This is a genomic window from Lentzea fradiae (assembly GCF_900100955.1).
GTDB classification, from domain to species: Bacteria; Actinomycetota; Actinomycetes; order Mycobacteriales; family Pseudonocardiaceae; genus Lentzea; species Lentzea fradiae.
The window spans coordinates 135,259-152,792 of sequence record NZ_FNCC01000003.1 but is presented as its reverse complement, the minus strand read 5'-3'; the positions used below and the strand labels follow the sequence as shown (position 1 = coordinate 152,792).

The 17,534-nt window shown below is 71.7% G+C and carries 16 protein-coding genes; 13 read left to right on the top strand and 3 right to left on the bottom strand.

The features are described 5' to 3' along the window. The first annotated feature begins 17 nt into the window (after positions 1–17). From BLT23_RS07970 to BLT23_RS07960, 3 genes are all read left to right on the top strand, one after another. Positions 18–1,103 (top strand): LacI family DNA-binding transcriptional regulator, encoded by a 1,086-nt coding sequence (locus BLT23_RS07970; RefSeq protein WP_090047786.1) that lies wholly within the window; start codon positions 18–20, stop codon positions 1,101–1,103. 447 nt (positions 1,104–1,550) lie between these two features. Then, entirely contained in the window at positions 1,551–4,712 is a 3,162-nt protein-coding gene (locus BLT23_RS07965) for a LamG-like jellyroll fold domain-containing protein (protein WP_090047145.1), read from the top strand. A gap of 40 nt (positions 4,713–4,752) precedes the next feature. Further along, entirely contained in the window at positions 4,753–5,766 is a 1,014-nt protein-coding gene (locus BLT23_RS07960; RefSeq protein ID WP_090047144.1) for a LacI family DNA-binding transcriptional regulator, read from the top strand. Here the strand turns inward: BLT23_RS07960 and BLT23_RS07955 are convergent. After that, a complete protein-coding gene (locus BLT23_RS07955) occupies positions 5,763–6,281 on the bottom strand; it encodes a DUF305 domain-containing protein (protein ID WP_090047142.1) in 519 nt (172 codons plus the stop codon). The genes BLT23_RS07960 and BLT23_RS07955 overlap by 4 nt on opposite strands. Positions 6,282–6,530: 249 nt before the next feature. On the opposite strand from BLT23_RS07955, the gene BLT23_RS07950 reads away from it, so the two are divergent. Further along, positions 6,531–7,895, top strand: coding sequence for an oxygenase MpaB family protein (locus BLT23_RS07950; protein ID WP_090047140.1), 1,365 nt, complete (start codon positions 6,531–6,533; stop codon positions 7,893–7,895). Between the two features lie 12 nt (positions 7,896–7,907). Here BLT23_RS07950 and BLT23_RS07945 read toward each other — a convergent pair whose 3' ends face one another. Both BLT23_RS07945 and BLT23_RS07940 read right to left on the bottom strand, forming a co-directional pair. After that, positions 7,908–8,603, bottom strand: a complete 696-nt coding sequence (locus BLT23_RS07945) for a response regulator (protein WP_090047139.1) — start codon at positions 8,601–8,603, stop codon at positions 7,908–7,910. After that, the gene (locus BLT23_RS07940) at positions 8,600–9,733 is read right to left on the bottom strand and encodes a sensor histidine kinase (protein WP_090047137.1); all 1,134 of its coding nucleotides are present in this window, start codon (positions 9,731–9,733) and stop codon (positions 8,600–8,602) included. The genes BLT23_RS07945 and BLT23_RS07940 overlap by 4 nt, the downstream gene beginning before the upstream one ends. A gap of 135 nt (positions 9,734–9,868) precedes the next feature. Here BLT23_RS07940 and BLT23_RS07935 point away from each other — a divergent pair, with 135 nt between their 5' ends. The 9 genes from BLT23_RS07935 to BLT23_RS07895 all read left to right on the top strand — a co-directional run bounded on the left by BLT23_RS07935 (position 9,869) and on the right by BLT23_RS07895 (position 17,446). Further along, complete coding sequence (locus BLT23_RS07935) at positions 9,869–11,206, top strand: hypothetical protein (RefSeq protein WP_090047136.1); 1,338 nt, start codon at positions 9,869–9,871, stop codon at positions 11,204–11,206. Next, the gene (locus tag BLT23_RS07930) at positions 11,203–11,589 is read left to right on the top strand and encodes a FixH family protein (protein WP_090047134.1); all 387 of its coding nucleotides are present in this window, start codon (positions 11,203–11,205) and stop codon (positions 11,587–11,589) included. Before BLT23_RS07935 ends, BLT23_RS07930 begins: the two co-directional genes overlap by 4 nt. A 13-nt stretch (positions 11,590–11,602) precedes the next feature. Beyond that, the gene (locus BLT23_RS07925; RefSeq protein ID WP_090047132.1) at positions 11,603–12,700 is read left to right on the top strand and encodes a hypothetical protein; all 1,098 of its coding nucleotides are present in this window, start codon (positions 11,603–11,605) and stop codon (positions 12,698–12,700) included. Beyond that, the gene (locus BLT23_RS07920; RefSeq protein WP_090047131.1) at positions 12,693–13,214 is read left to right on the top strand and encodes a hypothetical protein; all 522 of its coding nucleotides are present in this window, start codon (positions 12,693–12,695) and stop codon (positions 13,212–13,214) included. Before BLT23_RS07925 ends, BLT23_RS07920 begins: the two co-directional genes overlap by 8 nt. Before the next feature lie 130 nt (positions 13,215–13,344). Next, positions 13,345–14,310: an OmpA family protein gene (locus BLT23_RS07915; protein WP_090047129.1), complete on the top strand. Its 966-nt coding sequence runs from the start codon at positions 13,345–13,347 to the stop codon at positions 14,308–14,310. Positions 14,311–14,318: 8 nt separating this feature from the next. Continuing rightward, positions 14,319–14,663 (top strand): sunset domain-containing protein, encoded by a 345-nt coding sequence (locus BLT23_RS07910; protein ID WP_090047128.1) that lies wholly within the window; start codon positions 14,319–14,321, stop codon positions 14,661–14,663. A gap of 65 nt (positions 14,664–14,728) precedes the next feature. After that, positions 14,729–15,754 (top strand): sensor histidine kinase, encoded by a 1,026-nt coding sequence (locus BLT23_RS07905; RefSeq protein ID WP_245743820.1) that lies wholly within the window; start codon positions 14,729–14,731, stop codon positions 15,752–15,754. Beyond that, the gene (locus BLT23_RS07900) at positions 15,747–16,817 is read left to right on the top strand and encodes a hypothetical protein (RefSeq protein WP_090047125.1); all 1,071 of its coding nucleotides are present in this window, start codon (positions 15,747–15,749) and stop codon (positions 16,815–16,817) included. Before BLT23_RS07905 ends, BLT23_RS07900 begins: the two co-directional genes overlap by 8 nt. Then, positions 16,802–17,446 (top strand): response regulator transcription factor, encoded by a 645-nt coding sequence (locus BLT23_RS07895; RefSeq protein ID WP_090047123.1) that lies wholly within the window; start codon positions 16,802–16,804, stop codon positions 17,444–17,446. Before BLT23_RS07900 ends, BLT23_RS07895 begins: the two co-directional genes overlap by 16 nt. The last annotated feature ends 88 nt before the right edge of the window (positions 17,447–17,534 follow it).

Sequence of the window (17,534 nt, the reverse complement as noted above, 5' to 3'; positions counted from 1 at the left end):
AGGCGGGGAAGGCGGACGTGCGGGTCACCTTGAAGGACATCGCCCAGCGGGCGGGCGTCAGCATGATGACGGTCTCGAACGTCATCAACGGCAACAGCGCCAGGGTCTCCCAGGCGACGATCGAGCGCATCGAGCGGATCGTCGTGGAGCTCGGCTACGTGCCGAGCCACTCCGCGCGCAGCCTCGCCGCGAAGTCGTCGCGCATGGTCGGGGTGCTCGTGCCGGCGGCCGACGAGGAGAGCCTGACGATCAGCCCGCACAACGTCGCGATCATCGGCCAGCTGGAGCGCGAGCTGCGCAAACGCGCCTACGACGTGCTGCTGCGCGGCATCGCGAGACCTGGCGAGGTGGCCGAGGCGCTGCGGGCGTGGAACCTCGACGGCGCCGTGCTGCTCGGCTTCCTCGACGAGGAGATCGCCACGTTCACCGCGGCCTCCACCGGCCGCACGAAGATCGTGGCGGTCGACAGCTACGCGGACAACCCGGTGACCAGGGGCGTGCGCACCGACGACTTCACCGGTGGCCGCCTGGCGGCAGAACATCTTAAGGGCCTGGGCCACGTCGACGTGGTGTTCGCCGGCCCGCGGTTCGCGGGGCACGGCGTCGTGTGGCAACGCTTCCAGGGCTTCCGCGAGGAACTGGGCGCCGACTGCGCCGTCGAGGCCGTCAACACCACCTACGACGCCGGCGTCGACCTGGGCCGCCGCCTGCGTGCCGAACACCCCTCCGCCACCGCCGTGTTCGCCACTGCCGACATCCTCGCGATCGGCATCCAGGCAGGGCTGCAGGAGGCGGGGGTGCGGGTGCCGGACGAGGTGTCGGTGATGGGGTTCGACGACCTGGACCTGTGCCGGTACGTGCGGCCCACGCTCACGACCATCGCGCAGGACCTGCCGGAGAAGGCGGCCACGGCGGTGGCGATGCTGATCGGGGAGATCGAGCGGGACGAGGCGCCGCCGGAGTCGGCGACGCTGGACGTGCGGCTGGTGGAGCGGGGGTCGACCGGGCCGGTGGGCGGGGCGGCCGCCGGTGAGACCGCTGGGGTGGTGGCCGGGGGTGGACCGGCGGGCACCGCGGGGGTCGGGGCTGTGGGCGCGGACTAGGGCTGGGGCTGTGGGCGTGAGAGGGCTGCGGCGTGGCGGGGGTGCGCAGGGGCGAGCGCTGGCGTGGATGGTGGGAGTGCTGCTGCGCAAGGGGGGAAGAGGAAGGGGTGAGGAGAGTGGACGGGTGATGGGGGCATGGGTGGTGCCGGGTGGCAGTGCGGATGAGGACAGTGCGGGCCTTGGCCACGCGTGCCGGGGCGTGGGCCGGCCGGAATCTGGTGCCGGATCGTGGTGACCGTGGGTCACGGAAGGCGTGGAGGCGAGGCGGAGTCCGGTCGGTCGGTGCCCCTTCCCACTCCGTTGCGTAACAACGCGGCCATTTCGGCGAAACTTGTCCGGTTTGACATGGGCGATACCTCCGTTCGGCCGTAGACCGGCCTCCGACGTGTGTGCGTGGATGTACGAGAGCGCTCTTACAACGTTGTAAAACGAAGGGGAATCTCGCCGATGAGAAAAGCCGCCCCCGTACTCGTCGCGCTGCTGCTGGCGCTGGGTGTCGCGCCGGGCACGCCGCCCGCCGGTGCCGCCGAGCCCGAGCAGGGCCTGAGCGCCGCCGAGCCCGTGCACGGCCTGAAGGGCGAGTACTTCAGCATGTCCCAGCCGGGCGCGCGTGACTTCGCGAAGCTCGGTGGCACGGTGCTCGACAGCCAGGTGAACCACTCCGACCTGACCGGGGTGTTCAAGTTCCTGAACGGGCAGACCGAGCACACGACCGCTCGGTGGACCGGGCAGATCGCTGTGCCGAAGACCGGCGACTACACGTTCTACGCGATGGGGGACAACGGGTTCCGCCTGCTGGTCGACGGCAAGCCCGTGATCGACCACTGGGTCGGGGACTGGGACGTCGAGCAGACCAGTGCGCCGGTGACCTTGAGCGCCGGGCGTTCGTACGACTTCAAGCTGGAGATGTTCCAGGACGTCGGCGGCGCCAACATGTTCCTGCGGTGGTCGGGTGCCGGCATCGCGAAGCAGATCGTGCCGGAGACGGCGTTCACGCCGCCCGCCGGGTACCAGGCGGTGCCTCGTGCGGCGACGATCTCCAAGGACGGGCGGACCCTCACGGCGGAGTTCGACGGGCGGGTGACGGGGGTCGGTGACCTGAAGGACCACCTGCTGGTCGAGGTCGACGCGACGCCGATGCCGGTCTCCGCCGTCACCACGAGCGGCAAGCGGGCCACGATCAAGCTGGAGGAGGAGGTGCTGAAGGGCCAGCTGGTCCGCATCTTCTACGACGGCGCCGGCTCGCTGGCCGTGGGCGGGAAGAAGGTCGAGAAGGCGGCTCGGGTCGTCAAGAACACCTCCGTCGAGCGGTTGAAGACGCCGTGGGGCGAGAAGTTCGACGCGCGCAACCCGTTGCCGGAGTACCCGCGGCCGCAGCTCGAGCGCTCGAAGTGGGTCAACCTGAACGGGCCGTGGGAGTTCGCCGCGGCGACGGCGGGGCAGCAGCCCTCGTTCGGCAGGAAGCTGCCGGAGAAGGTGATCGTGCCTTACCCGATCGAGTCGCAGCTCTCCGGGCTCGAACGGCACGAGGACCACATGTTCTACCGCCGCACGGTCTCCGTTCCGCACGACTGGAAGATCGGTGACGGGCAGCGGCTCAAGCTCAACTTCGGCGCTGTCGACTACCAGGCCAAGGTGTGGGTGAACGGCAAGCTCGTCACCGAGCACACCGGCGGCTACACGGCGTTCAGCGCGGACATCACCGACGCCCTCAAGCGCGGCAAGGAGCAGGAGATCGTCGTCGCCGTCACCGACACGACGGGTCCGCACCAGCCCAAGGGCAAGCAGTCGCCGAACCCCTCCGGCATCTTCTACACGCCGTCGTCGGGCATCTGGCAGACGGTGTGGATGGAACCGGTGCCGGACAAGGGCATCGACGAGATCAAGACGACGCCGGACCTCGCCGGCAGCTCGCTGACGGTGAACGTCAAGTCCGCGGGCAAGGGCACCGTCACGGCCGTCGCCAAGGACGCGCGCGGGCGGCAGGTCGGCACGGTCTCCGGGCCGGCGAACGCGAATCTGAAGCTGCCCGTCCCGAACCCGCACCTGTGGACGCCGGACGACCCGTACCTCTACCAGTTGGAGGTCAAGCTCGGCGCCGACAAGGTCAAGAGCTACTTCGGCATGCGCTCCACCGGCGTCGCGAACGTCGGCGGCACGCCCAAGCTGATGCTCAACGGCAAGCCGATCTTCAACCTGATGCAGCTGGACCAGGGCTTCTACCCGGACGGACTGAACACGGCGCCGAGCGACGAGGCGCTCGTGTTCGACCTCAAGGCGCAGAAGGACCTCGGCTTCAACGCGGTCCGCAAGCACATCAAGGCCGAGCCCGCCCGCTGGTACTACCACGCCGACCGGCTGGGTCTGCTGGTGTGGCAGGACTTCGTGTCGCTGGAGGACGGCAGCGACCCCGGCGCGCAGCAGGCGTGGCTGCGCGAGGGCCGCGAGCTGATGGAGCAGCTGCACAACTACCCGTCGATCTACGCCTGGATCGTGTTCAACGAGGGCTGGGGCGAGTGGGACCGCACCGCCACCGGCCAGATCACCGACGAGGTGAAGGCGGCCGACCCGAGCCGGATCGTCAGCGCCCACAGCGGCGTGAACTGCTGTGCGTCGAAGGGTGACTCCGGCAGGGGCGACGTCATCGACCACCACGACTACAACAACACCGACCCGGCCCGCCCGGACGGCAAGCGCGTCGTGATGGACGGCGAGCACGGCGGCTTCACGCTGCGCACGCCGGGGCACCAGTGGCCGGGCGCGCCGATCGCGATCTACAGCGGTGTGGCGAGCAAGGCGGCGCTGACGGCGAAGTACGTCGACAACACTCGCACGTTCTACCTCGGGCAGGCGCGCCAGGAGCTGTCCGCGTCGGTCTACACACAGGTCACCGACCTTGAAGGGGAGCTCAACGGGCTCTGGACCTACGACCGCAAGCGCATCAAGGTCGACCCCGGTCCCGTCCGAGAGATCAACCGGCGGGTGATCGAGGCCGGGGCGAACGCGGGCAAGCCCTACCCGTACGCGGGCAAGGGCGAGTGGAAGCTCGACGAGCGCAAGGGCACCACGGCCGAGGACTCGAGCGGCGGCGGCAACTCGCTGACGCTCAGCCCGACCGGCGTGACGTTCAAGAACGGCGCGCTGGAGTTCACCGAGGGCTCCGCGGACACCTACGGTCCCGTCGTCGACACGACCGGCGACTACACCGTGTCCGCGCGGGTGCGGCTGGACAAGCTGCCGGACAACTACGCGACCGCGGTGAGCCAGGACGGCAGGGAGCGGGAGAACCCCTTCTACCTGCAGTACGGGCAGGGCGCCTGGGCGTTCAGCACGCCCGGCGGCAACCGGGCCCGGTTCGAGGCGGTGCCGGAGATCGGCCGCTGGTACGAGCTCACGGGTGTGCGGGCGGGCGACGAGCTGCGGCTCTACGTCGACGGAGTGAAGGTCGCGACGGCACCGGCCGGGCCGGCGCTGGAGAGCACCGGCGCGTTCACGGTGGGCAGGGCCAAGTGGGAGAACCGGAACGTCGACTTCTGGCGCGGCGCGGTCGACGACGTCGACGTGTTCGGCCGGGCGCTGACGGACGCGGAGGTGGCCAAGCTGTCCTGATGTTGGGAGAACGCTCTCCTGACGTGGTAGAACCTGGAGCATGAGCAAGGGCGCGCCCACGCTGGAGGACGTCGCGCGAGTCGCCGGTGTGTCTCGCGCGACGGTCTCGCGGGTCGTCAACGGGACGCGCAACGTGGACCCGCAGCTCCAGGAGACGGTGCGGAACGCGATCGAGCAGACCGGGTACACGCCCAACCGCGTGGCCCGGTCTCTCGTCACCCGCCGCACCGGCACGGTCGCGCTGGTGATCTCCGGCGCGGGTGGCGGCTCCGACGTCTTCAGCGACCCGTTCTTCGGCAGGGTCACCGCGGGCGTCGTCGACTTCCTGCGGCTGCGCGGCGTGCACCCCGTGCTCATGCTCGCCGACTCGGACCAGACCAGGACCGAGGTCGTCGAGTTCCTCCGTCAGGGCAGCGCCGACGGCGCGCTGCTGGTGTCGACCCACCCGTCCGACCCGCTGCCGTCGCGGCTGCTCGACGCCGGTGTGCCCGCCGTGCTCTTCGCGCGGCCCGGCAGGCCGATGCAGGTCAGCTACGTCGACATGGACCACCGCGCGGGCGGCAGGATGGCCGCAGACCACCTGGTGGCGGCGGGCCGGTACAACATCGCCACGATCTCCGGGCCGCTCGACGTGCTCGCGAGCCAGGACCGGCACGCGGGCTTCCGCGACGCCCTGGCCCGCCACGGGTTCCCGTACGTGCCGTCGGCGGAGGGCGGGTTCACGGCGGAGAGCGGGGCCGAGGCCATGCGCGGGCTGCTCGCCGAGTGCCCCGACCTCGACGCCGTCTTCGCCGCGAACGACCTGATGGCGCAGGCCGCCGTCGAGGTGTTGCAGGAGCACGGCCTGCGCGTGCCCGGCGACGTGGCGGTGGTCGGGTTCGACGACAGCGCGCCCGCGCTGGCCTGCCGTCCGCAGCTCACCACCATCCGCCAGCCCGTGGAGCGGATGGCGGCGGAGATGGGCGAGCTGCTGCTGTCGGACCTGGAGAGCCCGGGGCAGCGGCCGCGTTCGGTGATCTTCGAACCGGAGCTCGTCGTGCGCGAGTCGGCCTAGCCTCCCAGCCGGTCCAGCTGCCGGCCCCGTGCCTCTTCGATGGCTGTGGCCAGCGCTTTCGTCTCCGCGTCCGCTCCGTTCTCCTGCTCGCTGCGCGCGAGCTTGGCGGTCTGGCCGAGGTGCTCGCGGAGCTTCTCGCCGAGCGACGCCGGTTCGGTCCGGACGGCCAGCAGGTCCGCCGCCGACAGCAAGCCGGGCATCTGGTGACCGGCGTGCACGTTGGTGTCCGGCAACCCGGCCCGGTCGCGCAGCCGCCGCAGCCGGACCAGCTCGTCCGAGTGCGACGCCCGCAGCTCGGCCGCGAGCTCGCGCAGCTCCGGCGGCGCGACGTCGAGGGCGGGCAGGAGCTGTTCGTTCATCGGGATCATCAGCTGCACCCACGCCGTGTCCGTGCTGTTGAACGGAGACGAGGACGGCACGGGTGGTTCGGCGGGTGCGGCCGAGCACGCGGTCAGCAGCACGGCGGTGACACCCAGGAGGGCACGCCGTCTTGGCGCGCCGGGTTTGCTGGACATGTGTGTCCTCCTGCCGACGGGAGAACCGCCTGGGAGAGCGCTCTCCCAGGCAGCCTGCCGGGCCGGTTCGCGAGGTGTCAAGAGCATCTCGACAGTGCGGAGGGCTGGTCGCGCGGTGATCGTGAGAGCGCTCTCCGCCACCCTGGTGTGGCCTTGTGCGGCCCGACAGGGTGGAACCCGTGACCGCATGAGGTGAATCCCGGTGGGAACCGATCTTTCGCTCGCCGCCGTGACCTACGTTTCGGGACCATGACCGTCGACGTGGCGCTGGGACCGGGATCGAGCACGTGGGACCACCTCGGTCAGTGGCGGTTCCTGCTCGTGATGCACCGAACCCTGGTGTTGCAGTCCGCGCATCCGGCCGTGGGTGCCGCCGTGGCCGAGTACTCCGTTTACAACGCACGGCCGTGGCGCAGGTTGTTGCGCACCCTGGAAAGCCTGCAGACCTACGTCTACGGCAGCGCTTCCGAGCAACGCCGTGAGCTCGCCCGGCTCGAACGGCTGCACCGGCGCATGCACGGCACAGACCGCTACGGCCGCTCGTTCGACGCGGGCGACACGTCGGCACGCGCCTGGGTGCACCTGACGCTCTTCGAGGGCGTCGTGACCATGCGGCGGCTGAGCGGCGATCCGCTGTCCCCGGAGGAGACCGCCCGCTTCTACGCCGAGTGGCGCCGGCTGGGCCGCGAGTTCGGTCTGTCCGCCGACGACCTGCCGGCCACGCCGGAGGAGTTCCAGACCTACTTCGACCACGTGGTGGCCGAGGTGCTGGAGGACAACTCGACGGTCCGCGACCTGCTGTCCGGCAGCATCCACCGCGTGCCGCCCCCGCCGGGCCTGCCGTTGCCGGAACCGGTGTGGGCGCCGGTGCGCTACGCCCTCGTGACCGCGGTCGTGCAGGCGACCGCCGTGACGCTGCCCGAGGCGTACCGCCAGCGCTTGCGCCTCACCACGTTCCCCGGCCTGGGTCTGCTGGTCGACGGCCTGCACCTGTCCGTCCGGCTGGCGACCGCGCTGTTGCCGAAGCCGTGGCGCTACCTGCCGATCGCGGCGGCGTCGATCAGGGCCGCCTCCGTGCCGAAGCCGCCGCCCGCCGCGCCGGAGTCGTTCTTCGAGACGGTGCTGGACCAGAACGGCGACGGCACGCTGCGCTGGAACGACCTGCTCGCGATGGCGCGGGAGATCAGCACACACCTCGACCTGGAGGAGAAGGACGAGGACCGCGTGCACGACGCCTTCCGCTCGTGGTGGGAGCAGCTGTGCACCACGACCGGCACGCCGTTGGACGGCACGGTGACCGCCGCCGCGTACAACGCCGCGCTGGAGGACGGACGCTATCCGGGCCCACCGGACCGCGAGCACGGCTACGGCGCGGTGGCGGCGGCAGTGCGCGGCTTGGTCGACCGCGACGGCAACGGCGAGGTGCGGCAGGACGAGTACGCGCGGCTGCTCGCCCACAGCCCGCGGCGGCACGAGCTGATCGCGGCCATGCGGGAGCTCGACCACGACGGCGACGGAACCATCCACGGCGACGAGCTGGAGCAGGCGGTGCGGGAGTTCCTGGTGGGGGAGCGGGACTTCACGGCCGCCCGGCAGCTGCTGGGCAGGATCTGACGGCCGCGGTCGTCACGACGTGCGCGCGCCGGGCCGTCCCGTGTTGGGGGCGGGCCGGGCCTGCACCAGGCCGTTCATGTGCGCGTAGGCGACGGCGTGTACGCGGTCCCGCAGTCCCAGCTTGGCCAGCACCCGGGACACGTGCGTCTTCACCGTCTCGTCGCCGACATGCAGGCGGGCCGCGATCTCCGCGTTGCTGCACGCCGCCGCGACCAGCTGCAACACCTCGCGTTCCCGCGCGGTCAGCGAAGCCAGCTCCGGCGGCGTGGGCGGCGGGGCGATGCTGACGGCGAACCGCGCGATCAGCCGCTGCGTGACCGACGGGTCGATCAACGCGTCGCCGCGGGCGGCGACCCGGACGGCGGAGATCAGCTCCTCGGGCGGCAAGGACTTCAGCAGGAACCCGCTCGCACCGGCCGTCAGCGCGCGGTACACGTACTCGTCGGAGTCGTACGTGGTCAGCAGCAACACCTTCGTGCGGTTCGCCGGGTCGGAGAGGATCCTCTCCGTCGCGCCCAGGCCGTCGAGCTTCGGCATGCGGATGTCGAGCACGGCGACGTCCGGTCGCAGCCGGGCAACCTCGGCCACGGCCGCGCGTCCGTCGGCGACCTCCGCGACGCACTCCAGGTCGGGCTGGGTGTCGAAGATGGCGCGCATGCCGGAGCGCAGCATCGCGTGGTCGTCTGCCAGCAGCACCGACAGGGTCATGACTCCTCCAAGGGGAAGGTGACGACGGTGCGCCAGGTGCGGCCGTCGGGTTCCAGGCCGCACTCGGTGGTACCACCGAACATCGACGCCCGGTTGCGGATTCCGACGAGTCCTCTGCGCACGGCACCGGAACCGCCACGGGCGCCCGCGACGTTCTCGGCCGCGACGACGAGTGCCGCCGCAGCGTAGTCCAGGGTGACCCGCACGCCGGAGGAGTCGCCGTGGCGCAGGGCGTTGGTCAGCATCTCCTGGATGATCCGGTAGACGGTGATGTCCAACGACTCCGGCACGTCCCGCTTCTTGCCGCGCACCTCCAGCCGGGCGGGGATGCCCGCGGAACGGACGCCTTCGAGCAGCTCGTCGACGTTGTCCAGGCCGGGCTGCCGCGCGCCCTCGCTCTTGTCGCCGTGCAGCAGGTCGAGCAGGTGCCTCAGGTCGACCATCGCGGCACGGCTCGACGTCTCCACGGAACGCAGGGACACCGCGATCTTCGAGTCCTCGTCCGGCAGCCTCAGCCGGGCGGCGCCCGCGTGCAGGCCGATCGCGCTCACGTGGTGCACGATCACGTCGTGCAGGTCGCGGGCGATCGCGCTGCGTTCGTCCGCGATCGCCTTGGCCACGGCGGCTTTCGCGTCGCGCTTCTCCATCTCCGACCGCTTCTCCAGCTCGGCCAGGTAGGCGCGGCGGGCGGTGGTGTAGCGGCCGACGAGCCACGGCAGCAGCGCCGCCTTCGTGGCCACCAGCAGCCCTTCTGCCGGGGACACGCCGATGCCCACCGACCACACCACGAGGCTCGCGAAGAGCGCTCCCAGTGAGAGGAACGCGGGTGCGCCGCGCAGCCAGGCTCCCGCCCGGTACGCGGCGATGAGCTGTCCCGCGTCGTTCGACTCGACGCCGGGCCCGATCGCGACGAGGACGACGAGCGGGAGCACGGCCTGCGCGAGGGCGACCCAGCCGGACAGCCGCGCGGGGCCGGCCAGCATCGCGTCCACGGCGAGCGTGAGGACGAGGACCAGGGCGCCGGGCCAGGGGAAGTCGTTCTCGAACAACACGAAACCGCCGTCCGCGGCCATGCACACGGCGGCCACCAGCCAGGACTGGTGTTTCAGGGGCATCTTGACGGAGTCCATCACGGACGATCCTGCCCGATCCCCTCCCCGAGGTCCTCCCGCCGCCCAGGGGTTGCGAATCCCCCGCGCGGGGGACCCGGATTCCGCCGCGACAGTGACGATTCCCGGGGTTCGTGGTCGATACGTTCTGCCGCGATGAAACGAACAGCTGCGATCTTGCTGGTGGTGCTGGGCGCGGTCCTCGGGACCACGGGCCCGGCAGCGGCCGACGGTGCTCATGTGGGTGGCGACCTCCACGTGGCGCAGAGCCTGGGAGACCGCGACCTCACGGTGATCATCCGGAGGGTCGCGCAGGTGCCGGGACCTGTGCACGTGGACGTGGTGACGCACGCGGGGTCACCGGCAGGCGAAGTCACCCTGACGGCACGTGCGGCCGGGGCTCCCACGAGCTCGGCGAAGGTCGTTCTCGGTGCCACGCCGGGGTTCTACGCCGGTGTGGTGCACGTGGACAGGGCAGGACCGTGGGAGCTCTCCGTCGACGAGGCGAGCATCCCGTTCGTCATCCCGGCACGGGTCTCCTCTCCTTGGGAGAACGCGACCTACGGCGGGTTCATCGCGGCCGGCGTCCTGTTGTTCCTGGCGCTGCTGGCCGCGGTGCTCGGCAGGCCGGGCCTGGCGCTCGTGCCCACCACCGGCGTGGTCGTCGCGATGGCGGTGGCGGCGACAGCGGCGTTGCTGTCACCCGTCATCCCGCCGGTCGCGCCACCCGGCGCGCACCTCGACCCGACGTTCGACAACGTCATGAACCCGTACGAGAGGACTCCTGTCATGGACTTCTCGCGGCCACCGGTGAACCTGGTCCCGCGGGTGGACGGCCACGACCTCGTGCTGGACCTGACGGACGGTTCGTCCGGACGGCCCGTGGACGACCTCCTGTTGCACGACAACGCTTTCGTGCACCTCGTGGTCGTGTCGCCGACCGGCGGCCTGCGGCACCTGCACCCGGTCCGCACCGCACCCGGCGAGTACCGGGTCCGGCTCAAGGACCCCGAGCGGGGCACGCACGCCGTGGCCGCCGAGATCGCCCGGCGCGGCGGGGGAGTGCAGCTGTTGCGCTCCAGCGTCGACGTCACCGGGAACGCGGCGGTCGGGGCGCACGACGACGTGGCGGAGCTGGTGACGGAGGTGCGGGAGGCGGGGAGGCCCACCACGATCACCGCGAAGTTCGGTGAACGGGACCTGCAGCCGTGGCTCGGCATGCTCGGTCACATGATCGTCGTCGGTCCCGTCACCGACGGCCCGGTCAGCGCGCCGATCTGGGCGCACGTGCACTCGATGATCCCGCCGCGGCCGGGCGTGCCCGACCAGCCGGACGAGAGCGTCGCCGCGTACGGGCCGGACGTGCCGTTCACCTACTCGTTCCCGCTGCCGGGCAGGTACCTCGTGTGGATCCAGGTCGAACGGGACTACCAGGTCCGCACCGTGCCGGCCGTGGTCGACGTGCCGGCTCCGGCCGGAGGGGAGACGAAATGAGGCGTACCGCACTCGGAGCACTGACCGGCGTCATCGCCCTCGTGGCCGTCCTGCTCGTGCTGTGGCCGCGCGGTGTCGAGGCACAGCCGCAGACAGCGGAGAGCACGCGGTACCGGTTCGTGCTCACACCCAGCAGCACCAAGTCCGGAAGCACGACGCTCGACCTGATGATCACCGACCTCGCGGGCAACGCCGCCCGGGGGGACGTGACGGTCGAGCCGGCCATGCCGCGGATGGGCCACGCGCTGGCCCCGATCACCGCGGCACCGGTCGAGCCCGGCCACTACCGGGTCGGCGACGTCGGCCTGTTCATGGCAGGGCAATGGGAAATCACTGTGTCACTCAGCGCGGAGCGGGTCGTCATCCCGCTACTGCTCACCTAGAAGGGGGAGAAACATGGCCGTCACAGCAGTCGCCGCGCCGTCGGCGAAGATCGCCGTCCAGAAAGGACTGGTGCCCGCGAGCTTCGTGCTCGCCGGTGCCCTGGCCTCGCTCGTCGGAATGAGCTGGGACATCCAGTGGCACGACGACGTGGGTCCCGACACGTTCTTCACGCTGCCGCACCTGCTCATGTACTCGGGCAGCGCGTTCGCGGGCCTCGCCAGCCTCTTCGTCGTGCTCACGACGACGGCGAACACCAAGCGGGGCAAGGCGGTCGACCCGATCGTCGGCGGACGCGCGGTCGGTGTCCTCGGCCGGACCTTCGCCGCACCCGTCGGCTACCTGATCTCCGGCTCCGGGGCCGCGCTGTTCCTCATGTACGGCCTGTGGGACCAGGTGTGGCACTCGATCTACGGCTTCGACGCCGTGATCGACTCGCCGCCGCACATCGGCCTGCTGCTGTCCGTCTCGATCACGATGGTCGGCACCGTGATGGTGTTCGCGGTCGCCCGTGACCGCAGGTGGGGCGTCAACGGTCTCGTGGTGGCGGCGGCCACGCTGCTGATGTTCAGCATGGTGACCGTGCTGGGCCTGCGCGCCCTGCCCGACGGGCTCGTCGACGCGATCACCGTGGGCAGCGGGTTCCTGGCGGTGGCCGTCCTGTTCGCCGGTGCGCACGTGCTGAACCGGCGCGGAGCCGCACTCGCCATCGGTGCCGTCGTTGCGGCGGTGCAGACGGTGCTCTGGTTCTTCTCACCGTGGGCCGCGGAGGTCTACGCGGACGCGATGGGCCTGCCGCTGCGCGACTACCTCGAGGGCTATCCCGGCATGCCGAGCATGATCCCGATGAGCCTGATCCTCGTCGCGGTGGTCGTCGAGGTGCTGCGCGCCGCGCCCCCGTGGGTTCCCGGACTGGTGGGTGGCGCGGTCATCGCGGCACTGGCGCCGGTGCAGAACTCCCTCGTGCAGGGCAGCGGCTTCCCCGGTGCCGACAAGTTCCTCGTCACCGTCGTCGTCGGCGCCGCGTTCGGCGCGCTCGCCGGGATGCTCGGCCACCGCTTCGGCCAGATGATGCGCCACCTCGCTCCCGAGAAGGAGAACCGCCATGCGTAAGACGTTGCTGGGACTGGCCGGGACGGTCGCGCTGCTGCTCGGCCTCGCCACCCCGTCGCTCGCGTTCGAACCGGTGAACGTCGTGCACACCGAGAAGGTGCAGGCGGGACCGTACGACCTGACGATCGGCTTCAGCACCTGGCCGCTCAAAGCCATGCAGTCGCTCGACTTCACGTTCGCGCCGCAGGACGGCATCGCGGGCAAGAAGGGCACGCTGGAGCTCGTCCTCGGCGAGGAGGTCGTGGAGGACGACCCGCTCGCCCGCCACCCCCGCCAGCTGGAGGTGTGGGGGCTCGACATCGCGGCGCTGCCGGAGCCGGGCACCTGGACGATGAGGTTCGCCATCGACGGACCGGCGGGGCCGGGGACGGGCGAGCTGACCGGCCTGCGGGTGCTGGAGCAGCCCGGACCGCCGCTGGGCCTGTCGTGGGCGGTCAGCACCATCCCGCTCTTCGGCCTGATCGCCCTGATCGTCGTCGCGTGGCGGCGGACGCGGACCCCGGTCCTGGACTGACCCCGGGACCTTGATGTGGTGGCTCCCCGGCCGTGAACCGGGGAGCCACCACCTACCTGTCCGGGTGAAGATCGGTCCGAACGGGTTGGGCGAGTGGAACTCCGGCCGTCCACTCCGGTAAGCCCACCGCGTGCGTTTGCCTCACTCGGTCTGGATCGGCGGGCTCCTGGTGCCCGCACTGCTCGCCGCCACCGGAGTCGTCGTCCACGGCGCGGGCATCGAAAGGACGCTGACCGCCGAAGTGCGCTCGGCGCTGGGGAAGGCCGGGTACCACGGCGTGGTGTCGGTGCACGGCCGCTCGGTCGTGGTCAGCGACGTCTCGCCGAGCTCCGCCGGCGCGGTGCGCGCGGTGGTCGCCGACGTCTCCGGTGTCGGCGCCGCCGAGGTGCGCACCGCCGAACCGGAACAGCTGCTCGTCGCCGTGCGGGGCGGCGAGCTGTTGCTGTCCGGGGCGGTCGCCGACGACGCCGAGCGCAAGGCGCTGCTCGACGCGGTCAGGGAGGGCGGGCAGCGCGTCACGGCGGCGTTGCGCACCGGCGGCTCGCTGCCGGTCCCGCCCGCCGTCGTGGGGCGCCTGGTCTCGGCGGCGCGGTCGGCCAAGGTGCCCGACGTGACCACCACCGTCCACAAGGGCCAGATCGTCGTGGCCGCGCGGGTGCCGGACCTGGAACGCGCCCGCGCCGTGCGCGAGGCGGTCGCGGAGGCCGCCCAGGGTCTGCAGGTGACCGACCGGGTCGAGATCGGACCGTCCACGGTGTCCGGTGACCTCGACGCCGCGGCGTTGCACGACTCGGTGAACCGGATGGTGAACGGCAACGGCGCGCTCCGGTTCGTGCAGGGCACCACGGCGTGGGAGGGGCACGGACCGGTGCTCGCCGAACGCGTCGGACGCCTGCTCCTCGTCGCGCCGCGTGCCTCGGTCACGCTGGTGGCGCACGGCACCGAGCCCGCGGTCGCGGAGAAACGCGCGCAGCTGGTGCGCGACGTGCTCGTCGGCCAGGGCGTGCCGGCCGCGTTGATCGCCACCGAGACCCGTCCCGCCCCCGACGGCGAGTACGACCCCGCCACCCGCCAGGTCGACGTCGTCGTCCGTTAGGAGTTCCCGTGCTCTGGTTGTTCTCGCAGATGTTCCTGCTGTGCGCGCTCGCGTTCGCCGCGGGGGCGCTGGTGACGTGGCTGTCGGTGCGCGGCCGGCCCAGGACCGACCCGCCCAAGCCCCTGCTGGCCCTGCCCGGACCGCGGCTCACGACGGAGAAGGTCGTCGTGGACCAGCCCGTCGCGCGGCCGAACTCGGTGCCGCTCAAGGGGAACTCGAAGACGCTCGTCTACCACACCGCCGACTCGCCGTACTACCGGCGGATGAAGGGCGACCGCACCTTCGCCTCGGAGGCGGAGGCCGTGGCGGCGGGCTACCGGAGGTGGACGACCAAGAGCCGCGTCAAGGTTTGACGCGGTCTATCTTCTCAGTGTCGACCAAAATGAAGCCCTTGCCGCGCACCTGACAAAATGCGCTGGTGCTGGAGAGGGAGCTGCTCGCGACGGTGTCGCGGCTCGCGGGCCCCGTCCGCGGCGCGGGGGTCGTCCTGATCAGCCTCCTCGGTGCCTACTCGGTGGGGTCACGGCTGGGCTGGGTGCTGTTCGGGTTCGTCGTGCTCACCTCGGTCGCCGACTTCCGGCTGCCCCGCATCGCGCTGCCGGTGGCGTTCGTGCGGGTCGTGGTGCTCACCGTGGTGCTGGGCGAGGGCGCCGAGCAGTGGGTGATCACCGTCCTCACCACGACGCTGGTCACCTGGCAGCTCCAGTGGCCGCCGCGGGTCACCGTGCCCGCGACGGCGGCGCTGCTCGTCGTCCAGGTCGTGGCGTCCGGTCCGGACGTGCTGGTGCGGGCGGTCCTGGAACCGGTGCTCGCCCGCCTCGGCTACGTGCTGCTGCGCCGGTCCAGCCGGCGGGTCGACGAGCTGCGGCACCGTGCCGCCGAGCAGAACCGCGCGGCCGTCGTCGCCCGCGACCGCAGCCGCCGGGAACGCGAGTACCTGGCCCTCCTGCACGACACGGCGGCGGCGACGTTCCTGATGGCCGCGCACGGCGGTGACCCGGCGGCGGTGTCGGCGCAGGCCCGCCGCGACCTCGTGGTGCTGTCCGAGCAGGGCACCGGGCAGGGCACGGTGGACCTCGGCGCGACGCTCACGGCCGTGGCCCGCGACAGCCCGGTCGAGGTCGAGGTGACCGCCTGGGTGGCGCCGGTGCCCGCCGGGGTGGCGCTCGCGTTCGTGCGCGCGGTGCGGGAGCTGCTCACCAACGTGGAACGGCACGCGGGGACGGGTGCCGCGGAACTGGTCGTGACGCGGCGGGAGCGCGGCGCGGACGTCGTGCTGAAGGACCACGGCCGCGGGTTCGTCGTGCAGGACGTTCCCGAGCACCGCCGGGGACTGCGGTGGTCGGTGGTGCAACGGCTGCGGGAGGCCGGGGGCGAGGCGGTGGTCGAGTCGGTGCCGGGGCGGGGCACGACGGTGCGGTCGCGGTGGCCCGCCGATGACTGACCACGCGGTGCTCCTCGCCATCCGGCGCGCTTTCGTCGTCGTGGTGGTCGGCAACCAGATCGGCCTCACCCTGCCCTCGCTCGCGGGCCACCCGCACGGCACGCCGGCCTGGATCGCCTACGCGCTGCTGACCGCGGTCCTGGCCGTCGTCGCCGGGCACGTCGCGGTGGGCAGGGCGCAGCTGCACCCGGTCGTCGCGGCCTCGGTCACCGCGGCCGTGCTCACGGCGTCGGTGCTCGCGGCGACCGGGTTGCCCGCCGAAGCCTCGTTCGGCGCCGCGGACTGGGCGTTCGGCCTCGTCGGCTGGTACCTGCTGCTCGTGCTGCTGGAGTGGCCGAGGGTCGTGGTCGCCGTCCTCGCCGCGCACATCTGCTTCTGCTCGGCGTGGTTCGCGCACGCGGGCGACGGCGACGTGGGCAACGCCGGGGTGGTGATCCTCAGCGGCACGAGCTTCCAGCTGGGCGTGCTGGTGATGGCACGGGTCGTCCTGCGCGACGCCCGGCTCGCCGCGGCCGCGGCGGCGGAACAGGAGGCCGCGCGCACCCGTGAGGCGCTGACGCGGCAGCGCGAGCAGGACCTGCGGGCCGGGTTCGAGGGACAGCTGGGCGCGGTGCTGCCGCTGCTCGCGGACCTCGCCGATGGGGTGGTCACCTCGGGGGACGAGGCGACGCGGCTGCGGTGCTCGGTCGCGGCGGTGCAGCTGCGGCGGTTGTTCGCCGAGAACGACGACGTGCCGGACCCGTTGCTGCACGAGCTGACGGCCTGTGTGGACGTCGCGGAACGGCGCGGGGTCGTCGTGTCGCTCGCGGTCAGCGGCGTGGCGGTGGAGGTGCCGACGGAGGTGCGGCGCGAGCTGGTGGCGCCGATGGCCCAGGCGCTCGCGGTCGCGGAGGGACGTGCCAAGGTGAGCCTGTTGCGCACCGGGGGCGAGGTGCGGGTGGCGGTCGTCGCGGACGCGCCCGCCGTGCCGCCGCAGGCGCCGGTGGAACCGGTGGCGGTGACCGTCGAGACGAGTGTCCACAGCGGGTTGGTGAGGAGCGAGGCGCGATGGCGGACGACGTGACGGCGGTCGTGGTCGACGACCATCCGGTGGTGCGCGCGGGCGTCGAGCACTGGCTGGCGTCGGAGGGCATCGCGCTCGTCGCGAGCGGTGAGGACGCCGGGGTGGCGTGGGAGGGACCGGGCGCGGACGCGTCGGTGGTGGTGCTCGACCTGCACCTGGGCGGGGTCGCGCCCGCGTTGCCGGAGCTGCGCAAGCTCGTCGAGGACGGCCGCCGGGTCGTCGTGTACTCGATGCGCGCCGACGACGACGTGGTGCTGCAGTGCATGGAGATCGGGGCGCTGAGCTACGTGACGAAGGCCGAGGGCGCCGAGCACCTGGTGCAGGCGGTGCGGGCGGCGGCGGACGGCCAGTCGTACACACCGCCCGCGCTCGCGGGCGCGCTGGCGGGTGACTCGTCCGAGACGCGCCCGGCGTTGTCGCCGCGCGAGACCGAGGTGCTCGTGGAGTGGTTCCAGTCGGAGTCGAAGGAGTTCGTGGCGCAACGGCTGAACATCTCGCTCAGCACCGTGAACTCGCACCTGGAGCGGATCAGGGTGAAGTACGCGGCGATCGGGCGTCAGGCCCCGACGAAGGCGGCGCTGGTGGCACGGGCGATCCAGGACGGGTTGATCGGCCTCGACGACCTCTGACCCACGCTTGTGGTGTGAATGACCGATAGCGTTGTTCGCCCGAGTGGCCTAGCGTGTCGGGAAACCATCTGCAGTCGTTCGAGGAGTC